This window comes from Serratia sp. LTN-2, from assembly GCF_059740205.1.
In genome coordinates this window covers 521,687-546,569 of the sequence record NZ_JCAXDO010000002.1, presented here as the reverse complement: position 1 = coordinate 546,569, position 24,883 = coordinate 521,687, and the positions used below count along the sequence as shown (strand labels likewise).

24 protein-coding genes are annotated in these 24,883 nt (G+C 57.7%); 15 read left to right on the top strand and 9 right to left on the bottom strand.

Going from position 1 to position 24,883, the window contains the following annotated elements:
- Positions 1–19: 19 nt before the first annotated feature.
- Positions 20–1,060: a Fe(II)-2OG oxygenase family protein gene (locus AC6BYQ_RS06340; protein WP_498056520.1), complete on the bottom strand. Its 1,041-nt coding sequence runs from the start codon at positions 1,058–1,060 to the stop codon at positions 20–22.
- A gap of 661 nt (positions 1,061–1,721) precedes the next feature.
- On the opposite strand from AC6BYQ_RS06340, the gene AC6BYQ_RS06335 reads away from it, so the two are divergent.
- Entirely contained in the window at positions 1,722–2,888 is a 1,167-nt protein-coding gene (locus AC6BYQ_RS06335) for an MdtL family multidrug efflux MFS transporter (protein WP_154746736.1), read from the top strand.
- 119 nt (positions 2,889–3,007) lie between these two features.
- Here the strand turns inward: AC6BYQ_RS06335 and map are convergent, their stop codons facing one another.
- Positions 3,008–3,802, bottom strand: a complete 795-nt coding sequence (gene map, locus AC6BYQ_RS06330) for a type I methionyl aminopeptidase (protein WP_198635649.1) — start codon at positions 3,800–3,802, stop codon at positions 3,008–3,010.
- Positions 3,799–4,002 (bottom strand): ParD-like family protein, encoded by a 204-nt coding sequence (locus AC6BYQ_RS06325; RefSeq protein WP_006324220.1) that lies wholly within the window; start codon positions 4,000–4,002, stop codon positions 3,799–3,801. Before AC6BYQ_RS06325 ends, map begins: the two co-directional genes overlap by 4 nt.
- A gap of 168 nt (positions 4,003–4,170) precedes the next feature.
- Between AC6BYQ_RS06325 and ddlA the strand changes: the two genes are divergently transcribed.
- Entirely contained in the window at positions 4,171–5,274 is a 1,104-nt protein-coding gene (gene ddlA, locus AC6BYQ_RS06320; protein ID WP_440529336.1) for a D-alanine--D-alanine ligase, read from the top strand.
- 34 nt (positions 5,275–5,308) lie between these two features.
- Here the strand turns inward: ddlA and AC6BYQ_RS06315 are convergent, their stop codons facing one another.
- Positions 5,309–6,088 (bottom strand): ABC transporter substrate-binding protein, encoded by a 780-nt coding sequence (locus tag AC6BYQ_RS06315; RefSeq protein WP_019453935.1) that lies wholly within the window; start codon positions 6,086–6,088, stop codon positions 5,309–5,311.
- A gap of 34 nt (positions 6,089–6,122) precedes the next feature.
- Positions 6,123–7,277 (bottom strand): pyridoxal phosphate-dependent aminotransferase, encoded by a 1,155-nt coding sequence (locus tag AC6BYQ_RS06310; RefSeq protein WP_074054797.1) that lies wholly within the window; start codon positions 7,275–7,277, stop codon positions 6,123–6,125.
- A 118-nt stretch (positions 7,278–7,395) separates the two neighbouring features.
- On the opposite strand from AC6BYQ_RS06310, the gene AC6BYQ_RS06305 reads away from it, so the two are divergent.
- The 3 genes from AC6BYQ_RS06305 to AC6BYQ_RS06295 all read left to right on the top strand — a co-directional run bounded on the left by AC6BYQ_RS06305 (position 7,396) and on the right by AC6BYQ_RS06295 (position 11,722).
- Positions 7,396–8,316, top strand: a complete 921-nt coding sequence (locus AC6BYQ_RS06305) for a LysR substrate-binding domain-containing protein (protein ID WP_074054796.1) — start codon at positions 7,396–7,398, stop codon at positions 8,314–8,316.
- Positions 8,317–8,428: 112 nt separating this feature from the next.
- On the top strand, positions 8,429–10,726 hold the full coding sequence (gene bglX, locus AC6BYQ_RS06300; protein WP_498056519.1) for a beta-glucosidase BglX: 2,298 nt from the start codon (positions 8,429–8,431) through the stop codon (positions 10,724–10,726).
- Between the two features lie 72 nt (positions 10,727–10,798).
- Positions 10,799–11,722 (top strand): DUF7916 family protein, encoded by a 924-nt coding sequence (locus tag AC6BYQ_RS06295; protein WP_019453931.1) that lies wholly within the window; start codon positions 10,799–10,801, stop codon positions 11,720–11,722.
- Here the strand turns inward: AC6BYQ_RS06295 and AC6BYQ_RS06290 are convergent.
- Positions 11,719–12,747, bottom strand: coding sequence for a methyltransferase (locus AC6BYQ_RS06290; RefSeq protein ID WP_019453930.1), 1,029 nt, complete (start codon positions 12,745–12,747; stop codon positions 11,719–11,721). The two genes, AC6BYQ_RS06295 and AC6BYQ_RS06290, sit on opposite strands and share 4 nt — an antisense overlap.
- A gap of 345 nt (positions 12,748–13,092) precedes the next feature.
- Between AC6BYQ_RS06290 and AC6BYQ_RS06285 the strand changes: the two genes are divergently transcribed.
- From AC6BYQ_RS06285 to AC6BYQ_RS06265, 5 genes are all read left to right on the top strand, one after another.
- Complete coding sequence (locus AC6BYQ_RS06285) at positions 13,093–13,485, top strand: hypothetical protein (protein WP_019453929.1); 393 nt, start codon at positions 13,093–13,095, stop codon at positions 13,483–13,485.
- Positions 13,486–13,669: 184 nt separating this feature from the next.
- Positions 13,670–14,719, top strand: coding sequence for an ABC transporter substrate-binding protein (locus AC6BYQ_RS06280; protein ID WP_198635643.1), 1,050 nt, complete (start codon positions 13,670–13,672; stop codon positions 14,717–14,719).
- Positions 14,716–15,717 (top strand): FecCD family ABC transporter permease, encoded by a 1,002-nt coding sequence (locus tag AC6BYQ_RS06275; protein ID WP_498056518.1) that lies wholly within the window; start codon positions 14,716–14,718, stop codon positions 15,715–15,717. Before AC6BYQ_RS06280 ends, AC6BYQ_RS06275 begins: the two co-directional genes overlap by 4 nt.
- A complete protein-coding gene (locus AC6BYQ_RS06270) occupies positions 15,710–16,489 on the top strand; it encodes an ABC transporter ATP-binding protein (protein ID WP_498056517.1) in 780 nt (259 codons plus the stop codon). The genes AC6BYQ_RS06275 and AC6BYQ_RS06270 overlap by 8 nt, the downstream gene beginning before the upstream one ends.
- Complete coding sequence (locus tag AC6BYQ_RS06265; protein ID WP_080356215.1) at positions 16,482–17,207, top strand: substrate-binding domain-containing protein; 726 nt, start codon at positions 16,482–16,484, stop codon at positions 17,205–17,207. Before AC6BYQ_RS06270 ends, AC6BYQ_RS06265 begins: the two co-directional genes overlap by 8 nt.
- Positions 17,208–17,235: 28 nt before the next feature.
- Here AC6BYQ_RS06265 and AC6BYQ_RS06260 read toward each other — a convergent pair whose 3' ends face one another.
- A complete protein-coding gene (locus AC6BYQ_RS06260; protein ID WP_019453923.1) occupies positions 17,236–18,036 on the bottom strand; it encodes an alpha/beta fold hydrolase in 801 nt (266 codons plus the stop codon).
- Between the two features lie 236 nt (positions 18,037–18,272).
- Here AC6BYQ_RS06260 and AC6BYQ_RS06255 point away from each other — a divergent pair, with 236 nt between their 5' ends.
- From AC6BYQ_RS06255 to AC6BYQ_RS06235, 5 genes are all read left to right on the top strand, one after another.
- Positions 18,273–19,028, top strand: a complete 756-nt coding sequence (locus AC6BYQ_RS06255; protein WP_498056516.1) for a CDP-diacylglycerol diphosphatase — start codon at positions 18,273–18,275, stop codon at positions 19,026–19,028.
- Between the two features lie 168 nt (positions 19,029–19,196).
- Entirely contained in the window at positions 19,197–19,721 is a 525-nt protein-coding gene (locus AC6BYQ_RS06250; protein WP_025160011.1) for a MarR family winged helix-turn-helix transcriptional regulator, read from the top strand.
- Positions 19,718–21,049 carry a c-type cytochrome gene (locus tag AC6BYQ_RS06245; protein ID WP_498056515.1) on the top strand — a complete coding sequence of 444 codons (1,332 nt, stop codon included), beginning with the start codon at positions 19,718–19,720 and terminating at the stop codon, positions 21,047–21,049. Before AC6BYQ_RS06250 ends, AC6BYQ_RS06245 begins: the two co-directional genes overlap by 4 nt.
- A gap of 16 nt (positions 21,050–21,065) precedes the next feature.
- Positions 21,066–21,518 carry a (2Fe-2S)-binding protein gene (locus AC6BYQ_RS06240; RefSeq protein ID WP_019453919.1) on the top strand — a complete coding sequence of 151 codons (453 nt, stop codon included), beginning with the start codon at positions 21,066–21,068 and terminating at the stop codon, positions 21,516–21,518.
- A gap of 2 nt (positions 21,519–21,520) precedes the next feature.
- Positions 21,521–23,764 (top strand): xanthine dehydrogenase family protein molybdopterin-binding subunit, encoded by a 2,244-nt coding sequence (locus tag AC6BYQ_RS06235; protein ID WP_498056514.1) that lies wholly within the window; start codon positions 21,521–21,523, stop codon positions 23,762–23,764.
- A gap of 38 nt (positions 23,765–23,802) precedes the next feature.
- Here the strand turns inward: AC6BYQ_RS06235 and AC6BYQ_RS06230 are convergent, their stop codons facing one another.
- Together AC6BYQ_RS06230 and AC6BYQ_RS06225 are read right to left on the bottom strand one after the other, a co-directional pair.
- Positions 23,803–24,105 (bottom strand): hypothetical protein, encoded by a 303-nt coding sequence (locus AC6BYQ_RS06230; RefSeq protein WP_063918969.1) that lies wholly within the window; start codon positions 24,103–24,105, stop codon positions 23,803–23,805.
- Positions 24,102–24,737 carry a division plane positioning ATPase MipZ gene (locus AC6BYQ_RS06225; protein ID WP_019453916.1) on the bottom strand — a complete coding sequence of 212 codons (636 nt, stop codon included), beginning with the start codon at positions 24,735–24,737 and terminating at the stop codon, positions 24,102–24,104. The genes AC6BYQ_RS06230 and AC6BYQ_RS06225 overlap by 4 nt, the downstream gene beginning before the upstream one ends.
- Positions 24,738–24,883 lie beyond the last annotated feature (146 nt).

Here is a 24,883-nt window from a genome sequence, read left to right as displayed (position 1 = left end):
TCTAATTAATCCTTATCAATCAAGCCAAAACAACGTGTTGTTTTTCCGGGAGGTGTTTGAGTTTTTTCCACGAATTATGTGAAAAACCATACATTCTAATCAACCAGCGATCATTCCCGTCATAATTTGCCGAACCGGAAAGGTTATCTCTCCCATGCAGGGCGATTCTGTTGTTGATGATGAGGATGTCCCCAGGCTGCAAAACAACTTTGTTGATATATTGAGGATCAGACAGGTGCTTTCTTAGTTTTTCCAATGCTTCATTAGCAGCATCGTTGATCCCGACAAGTTTAGAATTGCTGTATCTAATCACCAGTCTGCCGTTGATATCACCAATAACACTGACATTCTCTATTTTTGAGTCAACGTCAAAACTGGATTGGCTATTGGCGATATATTCAGGGCGCATTAGTTGTTCTATGGTCGCATAACTTAAATTGTTAAGAATGTCATCCAATGACCAAATTGTTGTTGCCGCTTGAATCGGGTTTCTCAAACACGCCAGTGCAAACACCTCAGGAGCAATAATCTGATTTTGGGTATCGTCAGGCAGCATTTCCGACCAGTGGCCATTGACGACCTCAGTATGTGGAGATAACGACTTTGTGGAGCGAACCCAAGACTTTTCGTTGTTTTTTGCAGGCATAACCATATGCGCCAACCGGCCTTGCATTTCATTCAGGTAAGAAGAAACGGTGTGTCCAGTAACACCTAGCATGGCCATTAACGTTGACGCGGGTTCAATCCATAAACTTGTATCAGGTGCTTCATCATTGCATGGGGTAGGGGGAAGTGCTTCGGTCGAAAAACAATTACGCATTAATAAATATCCGTATTTTTGTCTTTCAGAAAACCATGACAATTCGGAGTAAACATTGTAGTCATTGGCTAGCTGCTTGCGAATATTTTCCTCTGCGATGCTTTTTACTATATACGGACTGATTTCTTGATTGTAAATCGTGAACTTACTTTTTGTGATTATATCTTTAAGGTTAAAATTAGATAAATCAAGCGTTAGCCCTAACGATGACAATTTGACATTCCGTGATAAATGCCTCACACATTATCTCCTTTGAGGTGACTTAACAATAAAAATATTTATGCACTATTATTTAACACCATATAAATTCTGTATTATAAAAACTGTACTGCATTGAATATGCGTACTTTGAATTGCCATGCGAGATTGATAGCCGGTTATATATTCAATGACGAAAATAAAAAAAGATGGTTTGCAGTAAAAGCCATGAGGCAGATAATTCCCCTCACACAGTCAAAGCCATCATCCATCCTGGCATAACAATATCCCTATCTCGCTTAAGAGCACGGTAAATTGTAAATAAAATGATTTTTTTAATTACAAATCACGAAAAAATTATACAAATACATAACGTAATGTAAAGTTATTTTTTATATTCATACTTAACCATAGTGATGGATATAATTTACAAATCAATAATACCTGCATGTAATTAAAAAGCCCTTGATTTATCTTGTAAATAAAACCATGCTCACTACCGCGATGGATCTTGCACAAATCAAAAAAACTTCAGGTGATCATATGGCTATGATTTTTATCATAAAAATAAAAAACACACCGCTGTCAGGGGAGTGATACAACAAGGTATGCGTAGTCTTTAATTGGGCTTTTCTGGTTTAGTGACTCTTTCTTAATTAGTTTTATTTATATTTTTATGCTCTGGAACTGTCAGGAACTCTGTATGCGTAAATGTCTTACATGCTGTCTTATGTTAATTTTAATTTATCCTTTGGGTGTGGACTTATATCTTGTAGGCTTACCTGATATTGCCAGGGATCTGAATGCTTCTGCCGTCGACCTGCATACCGCATTTTCAATTTATTTGGCGGGTATGGCATCAACCATGATTATCGCGGGGATAGTCTCCGATCGGTTTGGTCGAAAACCCATTGCGTTATTGGGTGCGCTTATTTTTTCCTGTGCTTCATATGGCGCAGCCTTGACTATCACGGCCGATCAGTTTCTTTTTGCTCGGTTTTGGCAAGGCGTCGGTGCCGGTTTCTGTTATGTCGTCACTTTTGCTATTCTGAGGGATGCTCTGGACGATGATAAGCGTTCAAAAGTGCTCTCCGTGATTAACGGCATTACCTGCATTGTTCCCGTTATCGCCCCAGTGCTGGGGTATTTACTGTTAATGAATTTCAAATGGCCAAGCCTCTTCACCGGTATGGCCATTTTCGCCGGAATATCATGTTTTGTCTGTTTAGTCTGGCTTGATGAAACCTACCATAAGAATAAAGACGCACATCAAACAACAGACCTCAGTGGTGAAAGTCTGCTCTCATCATTATTTATAAGCCGTTTATTCATAACCTGCCTGTCAATCACAGCGATCTTGACCTATGTGAATACCTCGCCAATTATTTTAATAACCCAAATGGGGTTTTCTACCGCGCAATACTCTATATCGATGGCTGTGCTTGCAAGCTTTAGCATGATCACTTCATTTTTAATGCCTTACTTGCTTTCTCGGTTGGGCCAAACAACGGTTCTTTTTCTGTCTCAGATGTTGTTTTTAACCTGTGCCTGCGTATTTTTCTTTACGCAGGCGCTCTACCTGAGCACCTATTTAAATCTCGTTGGATTCGCCATGATTGGCGTGAGTTTCGCTATGGGGTTTGGGGTCTTAATGAGCCAGGCGCTTAAGCCGTTTAAACAAAATGCCGGCTTGGCGAGCTCCGTACTGGCGATTTGCCAGATCGCGTTTTCTGCAGGCTACATCTGGATTATGGGAATGCTTGGCGTGAGCGCAGTAAATATGCTGATTATACTGTTGGTGTTTTCCAGCATCGCAAACTCGATCATATTGATCGCTGTACCCAATCAACAACGCAGCCTTCAGGTGTAAAGGCCGCGTCGTTCGGCGTATCCCTTTCTTCTGGACAAACCTCGGCAGAAGAAAGGGCGTGAGTGCAGTCGGGTTCGCTATGCTGGCGTACTGCGTTCATAAGCTAATGGCTTATTGACTTAGTAGCGTTCTGTATAGCCGGCCTGACGCTCTTCGTCGCGCAGCGTCAGGATCTCCACGCCGTCGGCGGTGACCGCCACGGTGTGCTCCCACTGCGCCGACAATTTTTTGTCGCGCGTCACCACCGTCCAACCGTCTTTCTTCTGCTTGATGCGGCGATCGCCCTGGTTGATCATCGGCTCGATGGTGAACACCATGCCTTCCTGCAGCACCATACCGCTGCCGGGTTGGCCGTAGTGCAACACCGCCGGCTCTTCATGCATGTCGCGACCGATGCCGTGGCCGCAATATTCCCGTACGATGCTATAGCCGGCCTGTTCGGCGTGCCGCTGGATGGCGTGGCCGATATCCCCCAGGGTGGCGCCCGGTTTTACCGCGCGAATGCCTTGCCACATCGACTCATAGACGTTGTTCACCAGCCGTTTGGCCAGCGGCGTCACCTGGCCGATGCAGTACATCTTGCTGGAGTCGGCGATGTAGCCACCGTTTTCCAACGTGATGTCCACGTTGACGATCATGCCGGAACGCAGGATTTTGCTGGCCGACGGCACCCCGTGGCACACCACGTCGTCGACTGAGGTGTTGAGCACATAGGGGAAATCATACTGCCCCTTGCTGGCCGGGCGCGATTTCAATTCTTCGACGATAAACGCCTCGGCGCGGTCGTTGATCTCCATAGTGGAGATGCCTTCGACAATCACCTCATCGAGCATAGCGAACACTTTAGCCAGCAGGGCGCCGGAATGGCGCATTTTGGCAATCTCTTCCGGCGTTTTAATCACAATCTGTTTCACCCGACAATCTCCTTCAGCGTCAGCGCGTTATCTTTCATCATTTTTTTTACCAGTTGCGGGTAGGTCAGCTCCGGATGGAACTCCGCCAGCATGCCGATCTTGATCCAGTACTCGGCCTGCGCGTTGATCGAGCGCGTCATGGTGAGGCTGGCGAGGCGCAGATCGTCATGCAGCGCGTCTGAAATTTTTACGATGCCCATCGGCGTCTCCCTAAGTGAACAATATATGAAGTGTATACGTTTAGGATGGTGGCGATGTGGCATTCTGTGGCGTAAGAAGATTCTGGCAACAACGATTGCCGCCGCCAGGCAATGCGTTTATTGTGATGAACGACTTTTTTGCCATGATTTTTCAGAAGGATTTAAGGCGTGACTAAACTACGTGTTGGGGTGATTTTTGGCGGTAAATCGGCGGAGCATGAGGTGTCGCTGCAGTCGGCCAAAAACATTGTGGATGCAATCGACAAAGAGAAGTTCGATGTCACGCTGCTGGGGATCGACAAACAGGGGCAGTGGCACATCAATGACGCCTCCAACTACCTGCTTAACGCCGAAAACCCGGCGCTGATCGCGCTGAACCGCTCGAACAAGAACGTGGCGCTGATCCCGGGCCAGGAAAAGCAGCAGCTGATCGAAGCGGGCAGCGCCGGCGCGCTGGGCCAGCTAGACGTCATCTTCCCGATCGTGCACGGCACGCTGGGGGAGGACGGCTCGCTGCAGGGGCTGCTGCGCATGGCCAATATGCCGTTCGTCGGTGCCGGGGTGCTCGGCTCGGCGGTCAGCATGGATAAAGACGTGACCAAACGCCTGCTGCGCGACGCCGGGCTGGCGGTGGCGCCGTTCGTCACCCTGACGCGCGCCAACCGCGTCGGGTTTACGTTTGAGCAACTGAGCGAGCGCCTCGGCCTGCCGCTGTTCGTCAAGCCGGCCAACCAGGGCTCGTCGGTCGGGGTCAGCAAGGTGGAAAACCGCGCTGAGTTCGATGCGGCGGTAGCGTTGGCCTTCAGTTTCGATCACAAGGTGCTGGTGGAGTCGGCGATCGTCGGCCGCGAGATCGAGTGTGCGGTGCTGGGCAACGACGATCCGCAGGCCAGTGTGTGCGGCGAGATCGTGCTGAGCGATGCCTTCTACTCCTACGACACCAAATACATCAACGAGCAGGGCGCTCAGGTGGTGGTGCCGGCGGCGATCGCGCCGGAAGTGAGTGACCACATTCGCGAGGTGGCGCTGAAGGCGTTCCGCGCGCTGGAGTGCTTTGGGTTGGCGCGGGTGGATGTGTTCCTGACGCCGGACAACCAGGTGGTAATCAACGAAATCAACACGCTGCCGGGCTTCACCAACATCAGCATGTATCCCAAGCTGTGGGCCGCCAGCGGCGTCAGCTATCAGGCGCTGATCACGCGTCTGATCGAATTGGCGCTGGAGCGTCATCAGCAGGATCGTGCGCTGAACAGCTCAGTGTTCGATCGCTAAACGCGCTGGGGGGCGGCGGTGCCGCCCCCGTCCATCACTTCACCGTCACGTCGATATCGCCGAAATACTTCTTCGACAGCGCCGCCACCGTGCCTTGCTGTTTCACTTTGGCGATGGCGGCGTCCAGTTTTTTCTTCAGCGCCTCATCCCCTTTGCGCAGGCCGAAGGCGATGCCTTCACCGAGGATCTTGTCGTCGTGCACCGCCGCGCCGACGAAGGCGAAGCCCTTGCCATCCGGCTGCGACAGGAAGCCGCTTTGCCCCGACGGTGCCATTACCAGCGTGGCGTCGAGCCGACCGGCTGCCAGATCGAGATAAACCTGATTCTGATCCTGATACGACACCACGTCCACACCCGCCGGCGCCCAATGGGTTTTGGCGTAGATCTCCTGAATCGATCCTTGCAGCACGCCCACGTGTTTGCCCGCCAGCGTTTTGGCGTCCGGCAGCAGGCCGCTGCCCGCTTTGGCGATCAGGCGGTTCGGCACCTGATAGATGGCGTCGGTAAAGGCGATCGCCTGACGCCGCTGTTCGGTCACGTTCATCGCCGAGTTGATGGCGTCGAATTTGCGTGCCTGCAGCGCCGGGATCAGGCTGTCGAACGAGGTTTCCACCCAGCTGCATTGCAACTGCGCGGCGGCACATACCGCGTCGCCCAGTTCAATGTCGAATCCTTCCAGTTTGCCGCTGGCGGATTTGGATTCGAACGGCGGATACAGTGCTTCCACGCCGAAGCGCAGGCTGTTTTCCGCCGCGGAGGAAGCGCCGGCGGCCAGCAGGCATCCGGCGGCGAACAGCGTTTTCAGAGCTTTCATAGGCAGTGCCCCTTTCCCATGGTCGGACAAAAAATTACACCTGGCTCAGGCGGCGCGCGCCTTCCAGCAGGGTCTCGTTATCTTTGGAAAAACTCAGCCGGATTAGGCCGGTATCGGTGCCGTCGCTGTAGAACGCCGACAGCGGGATCGTCGCCACCTTCGCTTCGCGGATCAAGCGCACGGCGAAATCATTGTCGCTTTCGTGACTGAAGCCGCTAAAACGGGCCAGCATGAAGAAGCTGCCGCGGCTGGGCAGCAGCTCAAAGCGTGAATCCTGCAGGGCGCTGGCCAGCAGATCGCGTTTTTGTTGGTAAAACGCCGCCAGCCCCAGGTAGCTCTGCGGGTTGGCGAGCGCGGCAGCGAAGGCGTGCTGCATCGGCGTATCGGCGGAGAACACCATGAACTGGTGCACTTTACGGATCTCGTCCATCAACGCCGCCGGCGCCAGGCAATAGCCGACGCGCCAGCCGGTGACGTGGTAGGTTTTACCGAACGACGACACGATCACGCTGCGTTCCGCCAGCTGCGGGTAACGCGCCATGCTGTGGTGAATATCGCCGTCGAACACCACGTGCTCGTAGACCTCGTCGGACAGGATCACGATGTCGGTGTCGCGGGTCAGGGCGGTCAGGCGTTCGATGTCGTGCTCGTCAAACACCGCGCCGGTCGGGTTGTGCGGCGTGTTGACGATGATCATGCGCGTTTTGCCGTTGATGGCGGCGGCCACTTCGTCCCAGTCGACGCGAAAGTCCTGCAGCGAAAGCTTGATCGCCACCGGCGTGGCGCCCTGCAGGCGCACGATCGGCGCATAGCTGTCGAACGCCGGTTCGAAATAGATCACCTCGTCGCCGGGGTGCACCAGCGCGCTGATCGCCGAGTACAGCCCTTCGCTGGCGCTGGCGATCACCGTGATTTCTTCGTCGGCGTCATAGCGCGCGCCGTACAATCGTTCAGCTTTTTCCGCCAGGGCAGCACGTAACGCCGCCACGCCGCTCATCGGCGCGTATTGGTTATGACCTGCACGCATGGCTTGCGCCGTTGCCTCGACAAGTTGCGGATCACCGGCGAAGTTGGGCGCGCCCTGCGACAGATTGAGGGCCTGATGTTCGGCGCTGAGTTGGCCAATGACGGTGAAAATGGTGGTGCCGACGTCCGGCAGCTTCGAGCGGGAAGAGCAGGCGCTCTGCATGATGGGCTCCAGGCAAACAGGGAAGTGTTGAGCGATTAAGCATCAGCCGGCGTAGGCGGACAAGGGAAAGTTTGTCATACTTGCCATGCATTCAGATCATGGCTAATCGAGGCACGCTATGCCGATATCCCTGCCGTCGCTCGACGTGTTGAAAACCTTTGTGGTGGTGGCGCAACGCCTCAACTTTACCCATGCCGCCCGGCAGCTGCACCTGACGCAGGGGGCGGTCAGCCGGCAAATCCTCGGGCTGGAGCAGCGCCTGGGCTATCCGCTGTTCAGCCGCCAGGCGCGCGGTCTGGCGCTGACGCCGCAGGGCGCGCAGTTGCTGGCGCCGGTGCAGCAGGCGCTGGGGCAGTTGGATGAAGCCCTGACGCGGGCCGCCGCCCCGCCAGGGGCGCTGCGCATCAAATGCCCGACCTGCGCCATGCGCTGGGTGTTGCCGCGTATCATTCGCCTGCAGAATGAACGGCCGGACATGCACATCGAGCTGACCGCCTCGGTGTCGCACGGCCTGGATTTCAGTACCGAGCAGTTTGACGCCGCGGTGGTGTTCGGCCGGCCGCCGGGTAAAAAGCTGACCGCGCACCTGCTGTTCGATGAAATTCTCACGCCGGTCTGCACGCCGACGTTTCTGCCGCCGACGCCCCGGCTGGCGGATTTGACGGACCAAACCCTGCTGCACCCGACGCGCGATCGGCGCGACTGGCTGCGCTGGCTGAAGGCGGCGGGCGCCGATGCGCTGCCGTCCGGCAAGGCTCAGCATTTCGATACCCTCGATCTGGCGATGAGCGCCGCGCTGCAGGGGTTCGGCATCGCCATCGGCGATCTGTGCCTGCTGGAGGAGGATATTCAGGCGCAACGCATCGTCACGCCGTTCCCGCTCTGCGTCAGCAGCGGCGCGGCCTATTATTTGGTCTATCCTGAACGCACGGTGGCGCCGCCGGCGTTGACACAGCTTATCGATTTTCTGACGGTTGAGGCCGCCGGCAGCCGCGCCCGGTTACAGAATTACCTGCCGATAACCTGTAATGCTTTGTAAACATTACCGATGCGAATTCCCTTGGCGATGAAACAGAGTGTGGCAAACTGTTTCTTCACTCCGATTAAACTCCGCGGCGTTGGCGGCGGAAACACGCCTGAGATAAAACAAGATGAAATGGCTTTGTGTGGTGAGTATGTTGTCCGGTCTGGCCCTCAGCCCGGCTTTTGCGCAGGAAACGCCGATAGCGCAGGGCATCCACGCCCAGCAGCGCGACGCCTTCGTGTCCCATTTGATGAAGCAGATGACGCTGGAAGAGAAGATCGGCCAGCTGCGGCTGATCAGCGTCGGGCCGGATAACCCGAAAGAAGCGATCCGCGAGGGCATCCGCAACGGGCAGATCGGCGCCATCTTCAATACCGTCACCCGGCCGGATATCCGGGTGATGCAGGATCAGGCGATGCAGCTCAGCCGCCTGAAAATTCCGCTGTTCTTCGCCTATGACGTAGTGCACGGCCAGCGCACGGTGTTCCCGATCAGCCTGGGGCTGGCGGCCAGCTTCGATCTGGAGGCCATTGCGCTCAGTGCCCGGGTGGCGGCGCAGGAGGCCAGCGACGACGGCCTCAACATGACCTTCGCGCCGATGGTCGATATCACCCGCGATCCGCGCTGGGGCAGGGTCTCCGAAGGCTTCGGCGAAGACACCTGGCTGGTATCGAAAATCGCCAAAGTGATGGTCGACGGTTTCCAGAACGGCGATCCGGCCAAGCCCGGTTCGGTGATGGCCAGCGTCAAGCACTTTGCGTTGTACGGCGCCGTCGAAGGCGGCCGCGATTACAACACCGTCGACATGAGCCCGCTGCGCATGCATCAGGACTATCTGCCGCCTTACAAAGCGGCGGTGGATGCCGGCAGCGGCGGGGTGATGGTGTCGCTCAACTCGGTGAACGGCGTGCCGGCCACCGCTAACCCGTGGCTGCTGAAAGATCTGTTGCGCGACCAGTGGGGCTTTAAAGGCATCACCATCAGCGACCATGGCGCAATTAAAGAGCTGATTAAACACGGCGTGGCCGCCGACGCGCGTGACGCGGTGCGCCTGGCGATCACCTCCGGCGTCGATATGAGCATGAGCGACGAGTTTTACGACAAATACCTGCCGGGTCTGGTGAAAGACGGGCTGGTGCCTGAAAGCGACATCGATCGCGCCTGCCGCGACGTGCTGAACACCAAGTACGACATGGGGCTGTTCAAGGATCCGTATGTGCATCTGGGGCCGGTGGGTTCCGATCCGCAGGACACCAACGCCGAAAGCCGCCTGCACCGCGCCGAAGCGCGGGTGGTGGCGCGCAAGACGATGGTGCTGCTGAAGAACGATAAGCAGACGCTGCCGTTGAGCAAGCAGGCGACCATTGCGCTGGTCGGGGCGATGGCCGACAGCCAGCGCGACGTGATGGGCAGCTGGTCGGCTGCCGGGGTGGTCAAGCAGTCGGTCACCCTGCGCGAAGGGCTGGAGCGGGCGGTGGGCGACAAGGCGCGCATTCTTTACGCCAAGGGCGCCAACGTCACGCAGGATAAAGGCATCATCGACTATCTCAACGAGTATGAACCGGCGGTGGCGTTCGACACCCGTTCGCCGCAGCAGATGATCGACGAAGCGGTGCAGGCGGCGAACAAGGCCGACGTGGTGGTGGCGGTGGTGGGCGAATCGCAGGGCATGGCGCATGAGGCCTCCAGCCGCGCCGACATTACGATTCCGCAGAGCCAGCGCGATCTGATCGCCGCGTTGAAAGCCACCGGCAAGCCGCTGGTGCTGGTGCTGATGAACGGCCGGCCGCTGGCGCTGAGTTGGGAGAGCGAGCAGGCGGACGCCATGCTGGAAACCTGGTACAGCGGTACCGAAGGCGGCAACGCGGTGGCTGATGTGCTGTTCGGCGACTACAACCCGTCGGGCAAGCTGCCGATGACCTTCCCGCGCTCGGTCGGCCAGATCCCGATGTACTACAACCACCTGAACACCGGCCGGCCGTTCGGCAAGGAGAACCCCGGTAAGTACACCTCGCGCTACTTCGATTCGCCTAACGGCCCGCTGTATCCGTTCGGTTACGGCCTGAGCTACACCACCTTCAGCCTGTCGGATCTGAAATTGTCCAGCCCGACGATGGCGCGCAACGGCAAACTAACTGCCAGCGTCACGCTGAAGAATACCGGCAAGTACGACGGCGCCACGGTGGTGCAGCTGTACCTGCAGGACGTGACCGCCTCGGTCAGCCGGCCGGTGAAGGAGCTGCGCAACTTCAAGAAAGTGACGCTGAAGGCCGGTCAGTCGCAACAGGTTGAGCTGCCGATTAGCGAAGAGGATCTGAAGTTCTACAACGCCAGCCTGAAGTGGGGGGCGGAGCCGGGTAAATTCAACGTGTTCGTTGGCCTGGATTCCGACAACGTGCAGGCGCAAAGCTTTACGCTGAAGTAAGTCTTCCCCCTCTTTCACTGCGGTGGGAGAGGGGCACCATCCATTCCCGCCAACGTCATCGGAGCCTGTCTCATGAAACGTTATCTGGACTGCAGCGCCAGCGATCTGGCCGATATCGGCAAAGCCGATCTGCTCTATGCCATCCGCGCCAGTGAAGGACGCATTCTGGTCAGCGAAACCATTGCGGTCACTCAGCCGCTGCTCAATAACGTCACCAACGCCGAACTGGCGGCCAGCCAGGGCGCCGACCTGCTGCTGTTGAACCTGTTCGACGTCGATCAGCCACACATCGCGGGCCTGCCCGCCGACGTGCCGCCACAGGAGGCGCTGCGCACGCTGCAGCGGCTGACCGGGCGGGTTATCGGGGTGAATCTGGAGGCCGTCGATCCGGCCTTCGCCACCGAACATAACGATTTCTGGCAGATGACGGCGGGCCGCGCCGCCACCGCCGAGAATGCGCGCAAGCTGTATCAGCTCGGCGCGCGCATGGTGGTGCTGACCGGCAACCCGAACAACGGCGTCAGCAATCAGGCGATCGCCGCTGCGCTGAAAGCGATCCGCGACGAAGTGGGCGACGAGATGGTGCTGGTGACCGGCAAGATGCACGGCGCCGGCATCGTGCGCGAAAGCGGCAGCCAGCTGATCGGCGAGCAGGATATCGCGCTGTTCGTGGAGAACGGCGCGGACATCGTGTTGTTGCCGGCGCCGGGCACCATTCCCGGCATGTCGCAGGAGAAAGTCGCGGCGTTGATCGCTTTTGCCCAGCGGCAGGGCGCGCTGGCGATGACGGCGATCGGCACCTCGCAAGAGGGCGCCGACGTGCAGACCGTGCGGCAGATCGCGCTGATGAGCAAAATGGCCGGGGCGGATCTGCACCATATCGGCGATACCGGCTATCTGGGGCTGGCGCTGCCGGAAAACATCTTCGCCTACAGCGTGGCGATCCGCGGCGTGCGCCACACCTACAGCCGCATGGCGCGCTCGGTGAACCGCTAAGCCTGGGGTTTTTGCGCCGTTACGATGCTGTAGTAGCCGAGCGACGGTATCACCTGCGGCGTAGTGAAGCCGACGTCGCGCAGCAGGTCGCTGATTTCCCTGCCGGAGTATTGGCGGCCCTGCGTCGTCCAACTGAGCATCAGAAGATTGTAACCGGCGAGAGTTGGCGGGCCGCCGTCGTCGTCGAATAGCGCCTCGTGTATCACTATTCTCCCGCCGACGGGCAGTGCGTCGTAGCTTTTCTGCGCCAGAAAACGGTTTTTATCCGGCCTCCAGTCGTGGAAAACATTGGAATACACATGCAGATCGGCGGCGGGATAAGGATCTTGCCACATGTCGCCGCAGCAGCTGGTGATACGCGAGCTTAAACCGTATTGCCGGGCGTAGTCGTCCGCCAGTGGGCCTATTTCCTGCAGGTCGAACACGATACCCATCAGCTCGGGCCAATGAGTTACCAGGCCGATGGCGTGTGCGCCGGAAGCGCCGCCGATATCCAACGCCACGCGATGCGCTGCCAAAGGAAGCCGCGTCGGCCAAACGCAAGCGGAACCGATGCTCAGGCTGTGCATGGCGCGCGTGAATTGGCGCGCTTTTTCCGCATCGAACTCGTGCGTGGCGAAGACTTCTGGTTCGCCATAGGCCTGTGAGGTGTTTTTCCGAATGGCGCACTCCATATTTTTTAACGAGAAGGTTTCACTGTTTTCATACAGTAAATCCCAATAGTAACCAAAGTAATGAGGGCTCTTTTTTAGCAGAAAGCTTTCGGTTTCGGGTGCGAGAGTCAATTTTCCGCCGATGGGGATAATTAATTTTAAAGATTGCAACGCCGTCATCAAGGCTTCAGCCGGTCGTCTCTCCAGATGCGCTGTGAAACAAATGTCTGTTAACGTGCGGGGATATTCAGCGATAAACTCAAATATACCTAGGCGATGCGCGATAAGCACCGCCGGATAAAGATATAAATTCATCGTGATATCGAGAATGCTCTGGTTGTCGCATTGCGGCGGCAGGATGGCCTGTTGCATGTGAGCCCTCTCTCACTGTGCCATGGGGCGTTCTAACAGGCTATGCCAAGCCAGTGGTTTTCGCAAAGCGCGGCGCGGAGACGAACGCTTTCGTTGAAAATAATCTCTTCATGAAATTATTTATTATTCGTATTTTTAACGATAATGCCTGACGAGAGAGAAATAGCGCAGAGCCGGGGATTATTACCCAATCATGCGTTTTTATTTTATCAGAGGTTAACTTAATCACAGTTATTAACGCGTTAGGGTTGTGTTAATCTAGGCCGTCGTTATACCGTACCGGTATTCACATTCTTTTTGTGAATAATTCAAACTTAAATACTTCATTATTAAAACGAGTTAACAATGAAAAAAACTATTCTGACCGGCGTGATTGCCGCGACCCTGGGCCTGTTCAACACCGCTAACGCCGAAGGGATGGACCCTGCCGCATTGAAAAACGTCTATGACATTACGCGTAATACCAGCGGGCTGATGTCTTACTGCGTCGATAAAGGTTTCCTGAAAGCGGACAGCATCGACAACGCCAAGAAAATGGTGGCCTACGTGGCCGCCATTCCCGGCGGTGTCGACACCCGCGATGGCGACAAGCGTGAAGCGATGGGCCGTGAAGGCAATGTGCTGAACGACGACGGCAAAGTGGTTGCGTTGGAAAAGGAAGCGCCACAGGGTCTGCAGGCGTGGTGCCAACAGGCTGACGAAGGCATTCGTCAGGGGCTGACCTCTATCGGCCAATAAGCGTTTTTCACGCATTCTTTGCGCTCTCAGGCTCCGCCGGCGTTACGGCGGAGCGCTGCTTTAGTCAATGTTCCCCCTCACTTTTCTTCCTGTACACATGGCGTGAGGCTTGATCTCGCTGATTGTTTCGCCATGCTCATCGCTATATCATTAGCTATATAACGATAGTCAACCGGTCACTGCCATGTTTAACTCTCTCCCGCGCCTGCTGTTGGCGCTTGCGTTGTTTTCCACCGCCGCCCTGGCGGATCGCCAGGTCACCGATCAGCTCAACCGCCAGGTCACGCTGCCCGATCACATCACCCGCGCCGTGGTGCTGCAACATCAGACGCTGAACCTGCTGGTGCAGCTTGATGCGATGCCGCAGGTGGTCGGCGTGCTCAGCAGTTGGAAAAAGCAGCTGGGGCCAAACTACCTGCGGCTGGCGCCGACGTTGGCAACCTTGCCGATGCCGGGCGACCTGACTTCGGTGAATATCGAAAGCCTGCTCGGCCTGCATCCGCAGGTGGTGTTCGTGGCCAACTATGCGCCGCCGGAAATGATTGCGCAGATCGAACGGGCGGGGATTCCGGTGGTGGCGATCTCGCTGCGTCGCGAAGCGGCCGATCAGGCGGGCAAAATGAATCCACAGCTGAGCGATGAGGATCGGGCCTATACGTTGGGCCTGCAGGACGGAATTCGCCTGATTGGCGAGGTGATGGAGCGGCAGCCTCAGGCTGAAGCGCTGATCAAGGACGTCATTCAACAGCGCGCGCTGGTCGCCGAACGGCTGCGCGATCTGCCGGAAGACCAGCGGGTGCGGGTTTATATGGCCAACCCCGATCTCACCACCTACGGCGCCGGTAAATATACCGGGCTGATGATGCAGCACGCCGGTGCGCTCAATGTGGCGGCGAAAGATATTCAGGGGTTTAAGCAGGTCTCTATCGAAGATGTGTTGCGCTGGGATCCGGCGGTGATCTTCGTGCAGGAGCGTTACCCGGACGTGGTGAAACAGATCCTGACGGCGCCGCAGTGGCAGCCGATCGACGCGGTGAAGAATAAGCGGGTCTACCTGATGCCGGAGTACGCCAAGGCCTGGGGATATCCGATGCCGGAGGCGATGGCGCTGGGTGAATTGTGGATGGCGAAAAAGCTTTACCCGCAGCGTTTTGCCGATATCAATCTGCAGCAACGGGTCGACGCTTATTATCAACGCTATTATCGCGCCACCTGCTGCCAGAGCGGGCAATGAGGCTGGGCTGGCTGGCGCTGCTGACGCTGTGCTGCGCGCTGTTTTCGCTTGGCGTCGGCCGCTTTCAGGTGCCGATGACGCACAGCCTGATGATCCTGCTGGAGCCGTTCACCGGGCAGCATTATGCAGGCATCGACGCCATTCAGCGCCAGGTGATCCTCGGGGTGCGCGTGCCGCGGGTGCTGTTGGCGATGGGCGCCGGCGCGGCGCTGGCCCTGTGCGGCGCGACTTTGCAGGGCGTCTTTCGCAACCCGCTGGTCGATCCGCATATTATCGGCGTGTCGTCCGGCGCCGCCTTTGGCGGCACGCTGGCTATCCTGCTCAGCCTGCCGTTGGCGGCGCTGCTGTTGTCGGCTTTTGTTTTCGGCATGGCGGCGCTGCTGCTGATTTTCACTCTCACCAGCGCCATTGCGCGGCGCAATATTCTCACTTTGGTACTGGCGGGGGTGATCCTCAGCGGCTTTTTCTCCGCCTGCGTCAGCCTGATGCAATATCTGGCGGATACCGAAGAAAAGCTGCCGAGCATCGTGTTCTGGCTGCTCGGCAGCTTTGCCACCGCCGATCGGCAAAAGCTGCTGATGCTGTTTGTGCCTTTGCTGTTGGCCGGCGGTTTGCTGCTGGCGCTGCGTTGGCGCATCAATCTGCTGTCGTTGGGCGATGAGGATGCCGGTGCATTGGGCATCAACGTTGAGCGTACCCGCTGGCTGATTTTGACGCTGTGCGCCGCCATTGTGGCCGCCCAGGTGGCGGTCAGCGGCAGCATCGGTTGGGTCGGTCTGGTGATACCGCACGTGGCAAGGCGGCTGGTGGGGCCGGATCACCGGCGTCTGCTGCCGGCTTCGCTTTGCCTGGGTGCCCTGTACATGCTGTTGATCGACGATTTGGCGCGCACGCTGAGCAGCGGTGAAATCCCGCTGGGCATTCTGACCGCGCTGATTGGCGCGCCGCTGTTCGCGCTGCTGCTGCGCCGCGCGCAAGTGAGAGGCTGGCATGACTGACACCTTATTGGCCGCCAGGGGGGTGAGCTTCGCCTGGCCGGGTGAGGCACCGCTGTTCCAACACCTGGACATTCAGCTGCGGCGCGGCGAAGTGCTGGCGGTATTGGGCCCCAATGGGTGCGGCAAGAGCACGCTGCTGCAGCTGTTGTTAGGCAGCCTGACGCCGCAATCCGGCGAGATTGAGCGCTACGGTGAGATTGGCTTTGTCCCGCAGCACTTTTCGCCGCCGTTTGCCTATCGGGTGCTGGATATCGTATTGATGGGGCGGGCGCGCCATGTCGGCCTGTTCCGTTCACCGTCAGCCAAAGATCATCGACTGGCGAGAGAAGCGTTGCAAACGTTGGGTTTACAAGAGCTGGCGGCGCGAGAATTCGGCAGCCTATCTGGCGGTCAACGTCAATTAGCGATGATCGCCCGCGCGTTGGCGATGCGCTGCGAGGTGTTGATTTTGGATGAACCGACTTCGGCGCTGGATCTGCATTACCAGGATCGGGTGTTGAGCCTGATGGCGCGCCTGGCGCGGGAGCAGCAGTTGGCGGTGGCGTTCTCCACCCATCAGCCCAACCATGCTCATGCGGTGGCCGATCGGGCTTTGCTGCTGGGCAAGGAAGGGCGTAGCCAGCTCGGTGCCTGCCGCGAGGTGTTAACGGCGCAATCCCTGTCGCCCTTGTTTGAACTGGCGATCGAACGGGTGCCGTTGACGGTGGCGGGCCGCCGTTACGCGACGCTGGTGCCGTTGTATCGCAGCCAATTGGAGCGACATGATGAGTGATATCCTGCTGTTTGCCGCCGGCAGCCTGCGGCTGGCGTTTGCGCCGCTGCTGTCGGCGTTTCAGCGCGACACCGGGCAAAAGGTCTCGGCGGAATTCGGCCCGGCGGGGCTATTGCGCCAACGGATAGAGAACGGTGAGCGGCCGCAGCTGTTCGCCTCGGCCAACGTGGCGCATCCGCAAAGGTTGGCGGATCTCGGTATCGCGGGCGCGGTGCAGATTTTTGCGCACAATCGACTATGCGCCACGGTGCGCAACGTGCCGGCATTAACCGAGCGTCCGCTACCTGAGGTGTTGTGCGATCCGCGCTGGCGGCTTGCCACCTCGACGCCGGGAGCCGATCCCTCCGGCGATTATGCGCAGCGGCTTTTCGAACGCTGTGAACAATCCTGGCCGGGGCAAGGGGAAGCGCTGCGCCGGCGGGCGTTGCCGCTGGTTGGCGGGATAGATTCCGCACCGGTACCGGCGGGCCGACTGGCGGCGGAGTATCTGATAGCCAGCGGGCAGGCGGACATTTTTCTCGGCTACGCCAGCTATGCGCCGGCGTTGGCGGCCTACCCGACGTTGGTGGTGCGAACGTTGCCGCCGCCGCTGGACATCGAGGCGGATTACGGCCTATGCCTGCTGGATGAAGAAGCGCAGCGGTTGGCCGCATTTATCTTGAGCGAACAGGGGCAGGAAATATTGAGCCGGCACGGGTTTATGCGGCGCCAGGCATGACTCGCCGGGCCTGACGGCCCGGAGAATCTCACCAAAACAGCGGAGTGGTGTTTTCAGCTAAAAACGCCAGCAGCGTTTCGTTGACCGCCGTCGGGTTTTCTTTGTTGCTGATATGGCCGGCGTTGGGGATCAGCACATGCCGACAGCCGAGAAGATCCGCCATGCGCTGGCCTTCCGTCGGTGGACGCGGTTTATCCTGCGCGCCGGTGATGACGATACTGGCGGCGGTGATGTTTTCCAGCAGCGCCAGCTTGTCGGGGCGACCGAAGATCATCCGGCCCAGCGGCACGATGCTGTCGCGCAGCCGATCGGCGGGCAGGTTCTGCAGATGGGCCAGCAATGGCTGTGACAGCGCATCGGGCACCTCGTCGGAATAGAACTGCGCGGCGATATATTCCAGCAGAGGCGACGTGATGGCACCGGCCTGTTCCACGGCGGCCAGCATGCCCATATAGCGCTGCCGTGCCTCCGGCGTTTCGTCGCCCAGGTAGCTGTCCAGCAGCGCCAACACTTTCACCCGCTCCGGTGCCAGCGCCGCCAGTTCCGCGCCCCACATGCCGCCGACGGACAGGCCGACGATGCCGAACTCTGCGATATCCAAATGATCCATCAGCGCCAAATGATCGGCGGCGATATCCGACAGGCTGTTTCGCCCAGGCGGCAGCGCCGGGGAGTCGCCGTGGCCCCACAGATCAGGCACGATCAGGCGGTAACGTTTGGCCAGCGCCTCGAACTGCGGTGCCCACATGTTCAGATCGAACAGATAGCTGTGGCCCAGCAGCAACGGAAAGCCTGAGCCCACGTCGAGATAATGCAGGGATTTGCCCATCGTTGGCATCTTGTCGGTTCCTTATATAAAGAGAGTTCGGCTGCTTATATCACACTCATATTCAACCTGCGGTATTAATTTACCTTAAATTACTTAGGTAAACCCTTATTTTTAATTTCTCTTGATAACAAGACGTCAATGAAAGGTGACGCTAAGGATAATATTCTGGTGACGATAAGCGCCTTGGTTTATGCTGGCGCTCCTTTCGGTATGGAATAGATAAACAGGACGTCGCGATGAAAAGACTTTTCAGACTATTAATTATTTTGCTTGCCATTTTGCTGCTGGCGGCAGTGCTGTGGTGGTTCTTCGGGCGCGGCAATCCGAATGCGCTGTGGCAAATCGTCAGCCAACAGTGCGTGCCTAATCAGCAGCAACACAACGATCCGGCACCCTGCTTAAAGGTTGATTTAACCGAGGGTTATGTGCTGTTCAAGGATAGCAAAGGCCCTTACCACGATCTGGTGATGCCGACTGAAAAGGTCAGCGGTATCGAGAGCCCGGCATTGCAGGCGGAGCACGCGCCGCCTTATTTCGCTCAGGCCTGGAATAACCGTGAACATATATCCGGCGAGCTGGGTAAACCGTTAAAAGATGCGTGGATGTCTCTGGCGGTCAATTCGAAATATGGTCGCTCTCAGGATCAGCTGCATATTCACGTTGCCTGTTTGCGCCAGGATGTCTATAACGCGTTGGGTGAGCAGGCGCAGCAATTAGATCAACAGTGGCGGCCGCTGGCGGTGAAATTGGTCGGCCATCAATACCTGGCCAGAAAATTGGCGGGCACCGATTTAACCCAGGAAGATCCTTTCCGTTTGCTGAACAACTATGTGGTCGAACAGGGTGACAGCATCGGTAACTATGGCCTGGCGCTGGCGGTCAGCCCACAGGGCGAGATGCTGCTGTTGGCGAACCGTTTGAAGCTGACCGACCTTAATCTGGGCTCGGCCGGTGAAATTCAGGACTACCACTGCGCGGTGGCGGGGAACTGAGTTTTTCTTATCGCTCCCCGTTGTCGGGGAGTGAATCCGTTAAAATACGTTATATCGATCTGTATTAATTACATTTTATTTTATTCTGCGACATCTGCTTGATCCCATCAGAACGTTCGATCTACTATTTGTTTGCACAAGCAAATAAATAATCGAGAGCCATCCGATATGTCTCAACCACGTAAACTTCCTGCTGCATTGGGCATCCATCTGGATGTCACCAACCGTCTATGGCGCACGGCGATGGACCAGTCGGTGAAAATGACCAATCTGACGCGCCCGCATTGGCTGGCGCTGAGTGCGATTGCCGATCTGGGTGATGGCTGCACGTTGAAAGACGTTTCGCAGCATTTGAACGCCGAAGTCTCGACGATGTCGCGCGCGCTGCTGTTTCTGGAAAAAAACCGGCTTATCGCTCGCGATGCCCTGTCCGAAGATAAACGCGCCAAAGGGGTGAGAATGACCGAGGCCGGGCAGGAGATGCTGGCGCAGTTGGATCATTCCAGCCAACAAGCGCGCCAAAAATTGCTTAACGGCATTTCGGCCGGCGATCTGGAGGCTTTTTACCGCGTATTGTTTGGCATCAAGCATAACGCGGTCGCGATGCTCGAACAGGAAAATCTGTTGCCGGACGAGTTTGCGCTGCTTGCGGAGGAACGAGCGGATGCGATGAAACCGGAGGGTGAAGCGTGAACGGCCGCTGGCGGAGAGCACGACAGCTGTGCGTTATCGTGTTGGGGATCTTTTCCTGCCCGGTCTTCGCCAGCCACAATGACCAACAGCTCATCGCACGCGGAAAATATCTGGCTATCGCCGCAGATTGCGCGGCTTGTCACCGCGGCAGCGCCCAACAGGACGCCCCCTATGTCGGCGGTTATGCCATCGCTTCGCCGATGGGCGATATCATCGCCAGCAATATCACGCCCGCCAAGGGGACCGGCATTGGCGACTACAGTGAGCAAGAGTTTCGCCGCGCGTTGACGCAGGGTATCCGGCGGGACGGCCAACCCTTGTATCCCGCCATGCCCTATACCGCTTATCGGGGATTGAGCGATGACGATCTGCACGCGCTGTATCGCTATTTTATGGCCGGGGTTGCCCCGGTCGATCGTGCGGTGCCTGAGAGCCAACTGGCGTTCCCTTTTTCCTGGCGTTATGCGATTCACGGCTGGAACTGGCTGTTTCTGGAAAAAACGCCCATCGATGAAGAGCAGAAGAAGGCGCGTGGTCGCTATCTGGTAGATGTTTTGGGGCATTGCTCGGCGTGTCACAGCCCGCGTAACGGGCTGATGGCGGAACGCCGCGATCGCTATCTGGCTGGGGGGGAGGCCGGCGGTTGGATCGCGCCGAATATCACCTCGGATCCCGTCAGCGGCATCGGCGGCTGGAGCCAGAAAGAATTGGTGCAGTATCTGCGCACCGGGCGCAATGACAAAGCCCAGGCGGCCGGCGGCATGGCGGAAGCGGTGGAGCATAGTCTGCGTTTCCTGAGTGACGACGATCTCGACGCCATCGCCGACTGGCTTAAACAGACGCCGCCGATCGTCACCGTGCAAGGAACGAAAGCGGCCTATGACTATCAGGGAGGCGGTGAAGGCCGCGCAGCCGGGCAGGCGTTGTATGCCGCTGCCTGCGCCAGCTGCCATCGCCTGGGCGGCGAAGGCGCCTACGACGGCCATTTTCCTTCTTTGACTCACAACTCCACCGTAGGCAACGAACAGGCCAATAACCTGATCATGGTGATGCTGCATGGCGTGCAGCGTCAGGGGGAGACGCTGAAAACCTGGATGCCGGGATTCGCCGATAGCCTGGATGACCGGCAACTGGCCGAGGTGGGTAATTACGTATTGCAGCAATTCGGCAATCCGGCGGTCAAGATAACGCCGGAGCAAGTGGCTCGGCAGCGGGCGGGCGGTGAAAAACCGTGGTTGATCGCGTCATTGCCTTATTTGTTCTGGGGCGGTGTGTTGCTGGTATTGATCGGCATCGGGACGTGGGTGAAGCGTCGGATGAAGCATTGATTGGGGAGAGGATGGCATGAAGTTCAATCTGAACGGCCAGGCGGTCGAATTTAACGGCGAGCCGGATACGCCGCTGCTGTGGGTGATTCGGGAACATTTTAAGTTAACCGGCACCAAGTTCGGCTGCGGTATCGGCGCCTGTGGCGCCTGTACGGTACATGTCGACGGTAAGGCAGTGCGTTCATGTTGCTATCCGCTGCAATTGGTGCGCGATCGGCAGGTGACCACCATCGAAGGGTTGTCCACCGATCGCAGTCATCCGGTGCAGCAGGCCTGGATTGCGGAGGATGTGCCGCAGTGCGGCTACTGCCAATCGGGCATGATCATGGCGGTCAGCGCGCTGCTGGCGGAGCACCCGAGGCCGGACGACCGGCTGATAGATACGGGCCTGACCAATCTGTGCCGCTGCGCCACCTACCACCGTATCCGCGCGGCGGTGCATCGCGCCGCCGACAAGGGAGAACCCTAAGCATGGCGATCACCCGCAGAACCTTGATTAAAGGCAGCGCGTTGGCGGTGGCCGCCATGCTGTTGCCGATATCGACGCGCAGCGTGGCGGCCGTGGTTTCGCAGGACGCGGCGCCTCCGGACAACCAGTATGAATTGAACGATTGGATCTGGATCGATCGTGAAGGGCGCATCGTCATCGGCGTGTCGCAATGCGAGGTCGGGCAGGGGATCTATACCGGCCTGGCCGAGGTGGTGGCGGCGGAGATGGATGCCGATTGGGCGCAGGTGACGGTGAAATTCGTCACCGGTCGTGACGCCTACCGTCAGGTTGCCGGGGGCGAGGCTTTTGCACAGTTTGTCGCCGCCTCAACCTCAATGACCAAATTTTATCAGCGCGCCCGGTTGGCCGGCGCACAGGCGAGAGATTTCTTTCTGCGTGCCGGCGCAAAACATTTTGCGCTCTCACCGCAGCAGTGCCGCACGGAGAAAGGCTGGGTGATTGAAGAGGGCGGGCAACGCAAGATCGCCTATGGCAATCTGGTGGGCTATGCCGCCGAGCTGCCGTTGGATCCGCAGCCGGGATTGAAGAGCGAGGCGCAAGAGCGGGATGGCTTTATTGGTCAGCCGCTATTGCGGGTCGATACGCCGGAAAAAGTGGACGGCAGCGCGATTTACGGTATTGATATCGACCTGCCTGAGATGCTGATCGGCGTTCCCTGGATGGTGCCCGACCTCAGCGGAAAGCTGGTTGCCGTGCGTAATGAACGACAGGTTCGGGCCATGCCGGGTGTGGTGGATCTGGTGCTGACCCGGCAGTGGTCGATGAACAATATGGTCGGTTTGGATCACGATATGTCGCTCAATACGGTGGTCGTGGTGGCGGCGAGCTACTGGCAGGCCAAAAAGGCGGCGGATTTGCTGGAGGTCGACTGGTTGCCGGGGGCAGGACAAGCGCTGACCGACAATGTGATTGCGGCGGAAAATCTGACGATGCTGGACGGCGATACCTTGGTGTCGGCGGTCGATCGCGGTGAGGCGTTGGCGTTGATCCACGACGCTGAGCGGGGGGCGTGCCTGCATGAGGCTCGTTACAGCGCGCCTTATGTGGCGCATGCCACTATGGAGCCTTGCAACGCCACCAGTCATTACGGCGAGGGCCGTATCGAAACCTGGGGCCCTTTCCAGGGACAGGATATGGTGCGCAACGTTCTGGCGAAAATGTTTGGGCTGACGCCCTCGGATGTGGTGGTGAATACGACCTACCTGGGTGGCAGCTTTGGGCGCAAATATCTGCCGGATGCCGTGATGCATGCTACCGCCGCCTCACGGGCGGTAGGAAAACCGGTCAAAGTGATCTATCCGCGCGAGATCGACATGCGGCATGAATACTATCGTCCGGCCTGCATCAGCCATTATCGGGCGCTGTTGGATGAAAACGGCTACCCGCAGGCATTGTGGGCGCGCTATGCCGGGCAGTCGCTTTTCTGGCAAATGCGGCGCGAAACGGTAAAAGAGGCCGGTGGATGGGATGAAAGTATGGTGGAGTGCGTTTACAGCACGCCATATCGCATCCCTCACCTGAAGGTAGAGGCCGGCATCGTCGAACAGCCGATCTCCCTGAGCTATCTGCGCGGCGTCGGCAGCGTCGCCAGCCTGTTTTTTTTGGAAAGCTTCATCAGCGAACTCAGCCATAAGGCCAACCGGGATGAGTACCAATATCGGCGGCATCTGTTGCAGGACAACCCGGAAGCGTTGCGTGTACTGGACGCTACCGCGGCGGCGGCAGGTTGGCAGCACGAACCGCCGCCGGGCGTTTATCGCGGTATGTCGTGCAATATTTGGGTCGGCCGCAATAACGCTTTCACCACCTACGTCGGTTTGGTGATTGAAATCGCCATTCAGGAAGGGCGACTGCGGGTGCTCCGTGCGATATGTGCGATTGACTGCGGCAAAGTGATAAACCCGAATCTGGTGCGCGCCAACGTAGAGGGGGGCATCGGTTTCGCGTTGACCACCTGTCTGCACAGCGAACTGCATTTCGAACGGGGCGGCGTGGTGGAAGGGAATTTCGATCGTTATCCGCTGCTTGCGCTCGCTGAAATGCCGAGGGTGGAAGTGGTCGTGCTCGACAGCGCGCGTGCGCCGCAGGGATGCGGGGAAGTGTCGACTGCGGTGGTCGCCCCGGCGATGGCCAGCGCGCTGCATAAGGCTACAGGCAAAACCTATCGTACTATGCCGTTCCCGCGCCGGTTTTCATCCGTTTAACGGCCCGCCGGCCTGGTCAGCCGGCGGCTGCCGTGCGGTCAGAGCTTTTTCAGCAATGCCAGCAGTTGCGCTTCGCTTTTTTCTGCCAACCCGTCGATCGCCAGCTTGATGATGTCTGAGCGGGTGATGCGCACGATGCCGCTGCGCGCCGCCTGCACGATCACCTCATCGATAGCTTCGATGTGGTTGTCCGTCAGGCTGACGGAAATCGCTTTGTAGGTGCGTTTGCGGCCGGCCGGCTTGGTTTCCGGCGCGGGCGCCGCGACCGGCAACGTGTGCGAGGTGGCGCTGTTGATGAATTCGTCTTCCGACATGCGGTGGGTGGGGGTGCGCTTCTTCACAGGATCACCTCTTTCACCAGGCATTCGATCTCGGCCTGCGCCTTTTCGTTGTTCGCCTCATGCACGGTGATGGCTTCGCCCCAGGCGTCACGATAAATTTTGCGGTCGCACAGGCGGTTGCCCACCAGGGTGAATTCCGGGTATTCGCTCAGTACCTGCGCCGCTTCGTTGGCTTCATTAATGAAGATATTGGTCGGGCACATGTTCAGCACGATATAACCTTTAACCTTCTCGTTATATTCCTGCGCGGTGGAGAACATCTCCGACAGATAGCCGATGGTGTCGAGATCCATCTGCGAAGGGCGCAGCGGCGAGAGGAACAGGTCGGCGGCCAGCAGGCCGGAGCGCAGTTCGGCGCTGTCGCGGCCGGCGGTGTCGACGATCACGTAGTCGTAATGGCGATCGAGCTCCAGCAGCGTTTCCTTGATTTTGCCCGATGCGGCCACCACCGGAATATGCGGCAATCCCTCGACGTTCTGACGGTCGTTGTACCAGGTCATGATCGATTTCTGGTCGTCGGCATCGACGATGATCGCCGTCTTGCCTTGCTTAAGAATCAGATACCCGGCGATATTCACCGCTTTCGTCGACTTGCCGACGCCGCCTTTTTGCGAGCCAATCAGAACAATCATGCTGCCATCTCTCAAGTTATTAAGCTGATAACTTATTAAGTTAATGCGCTTATTAGGTTGATAATCAAACAGGTTAACAAGAACAACTCGCGAACAATATGCACCAACTGCGGCGGCTTGCCAAGCCAGTATGTCGTTAACTGCGC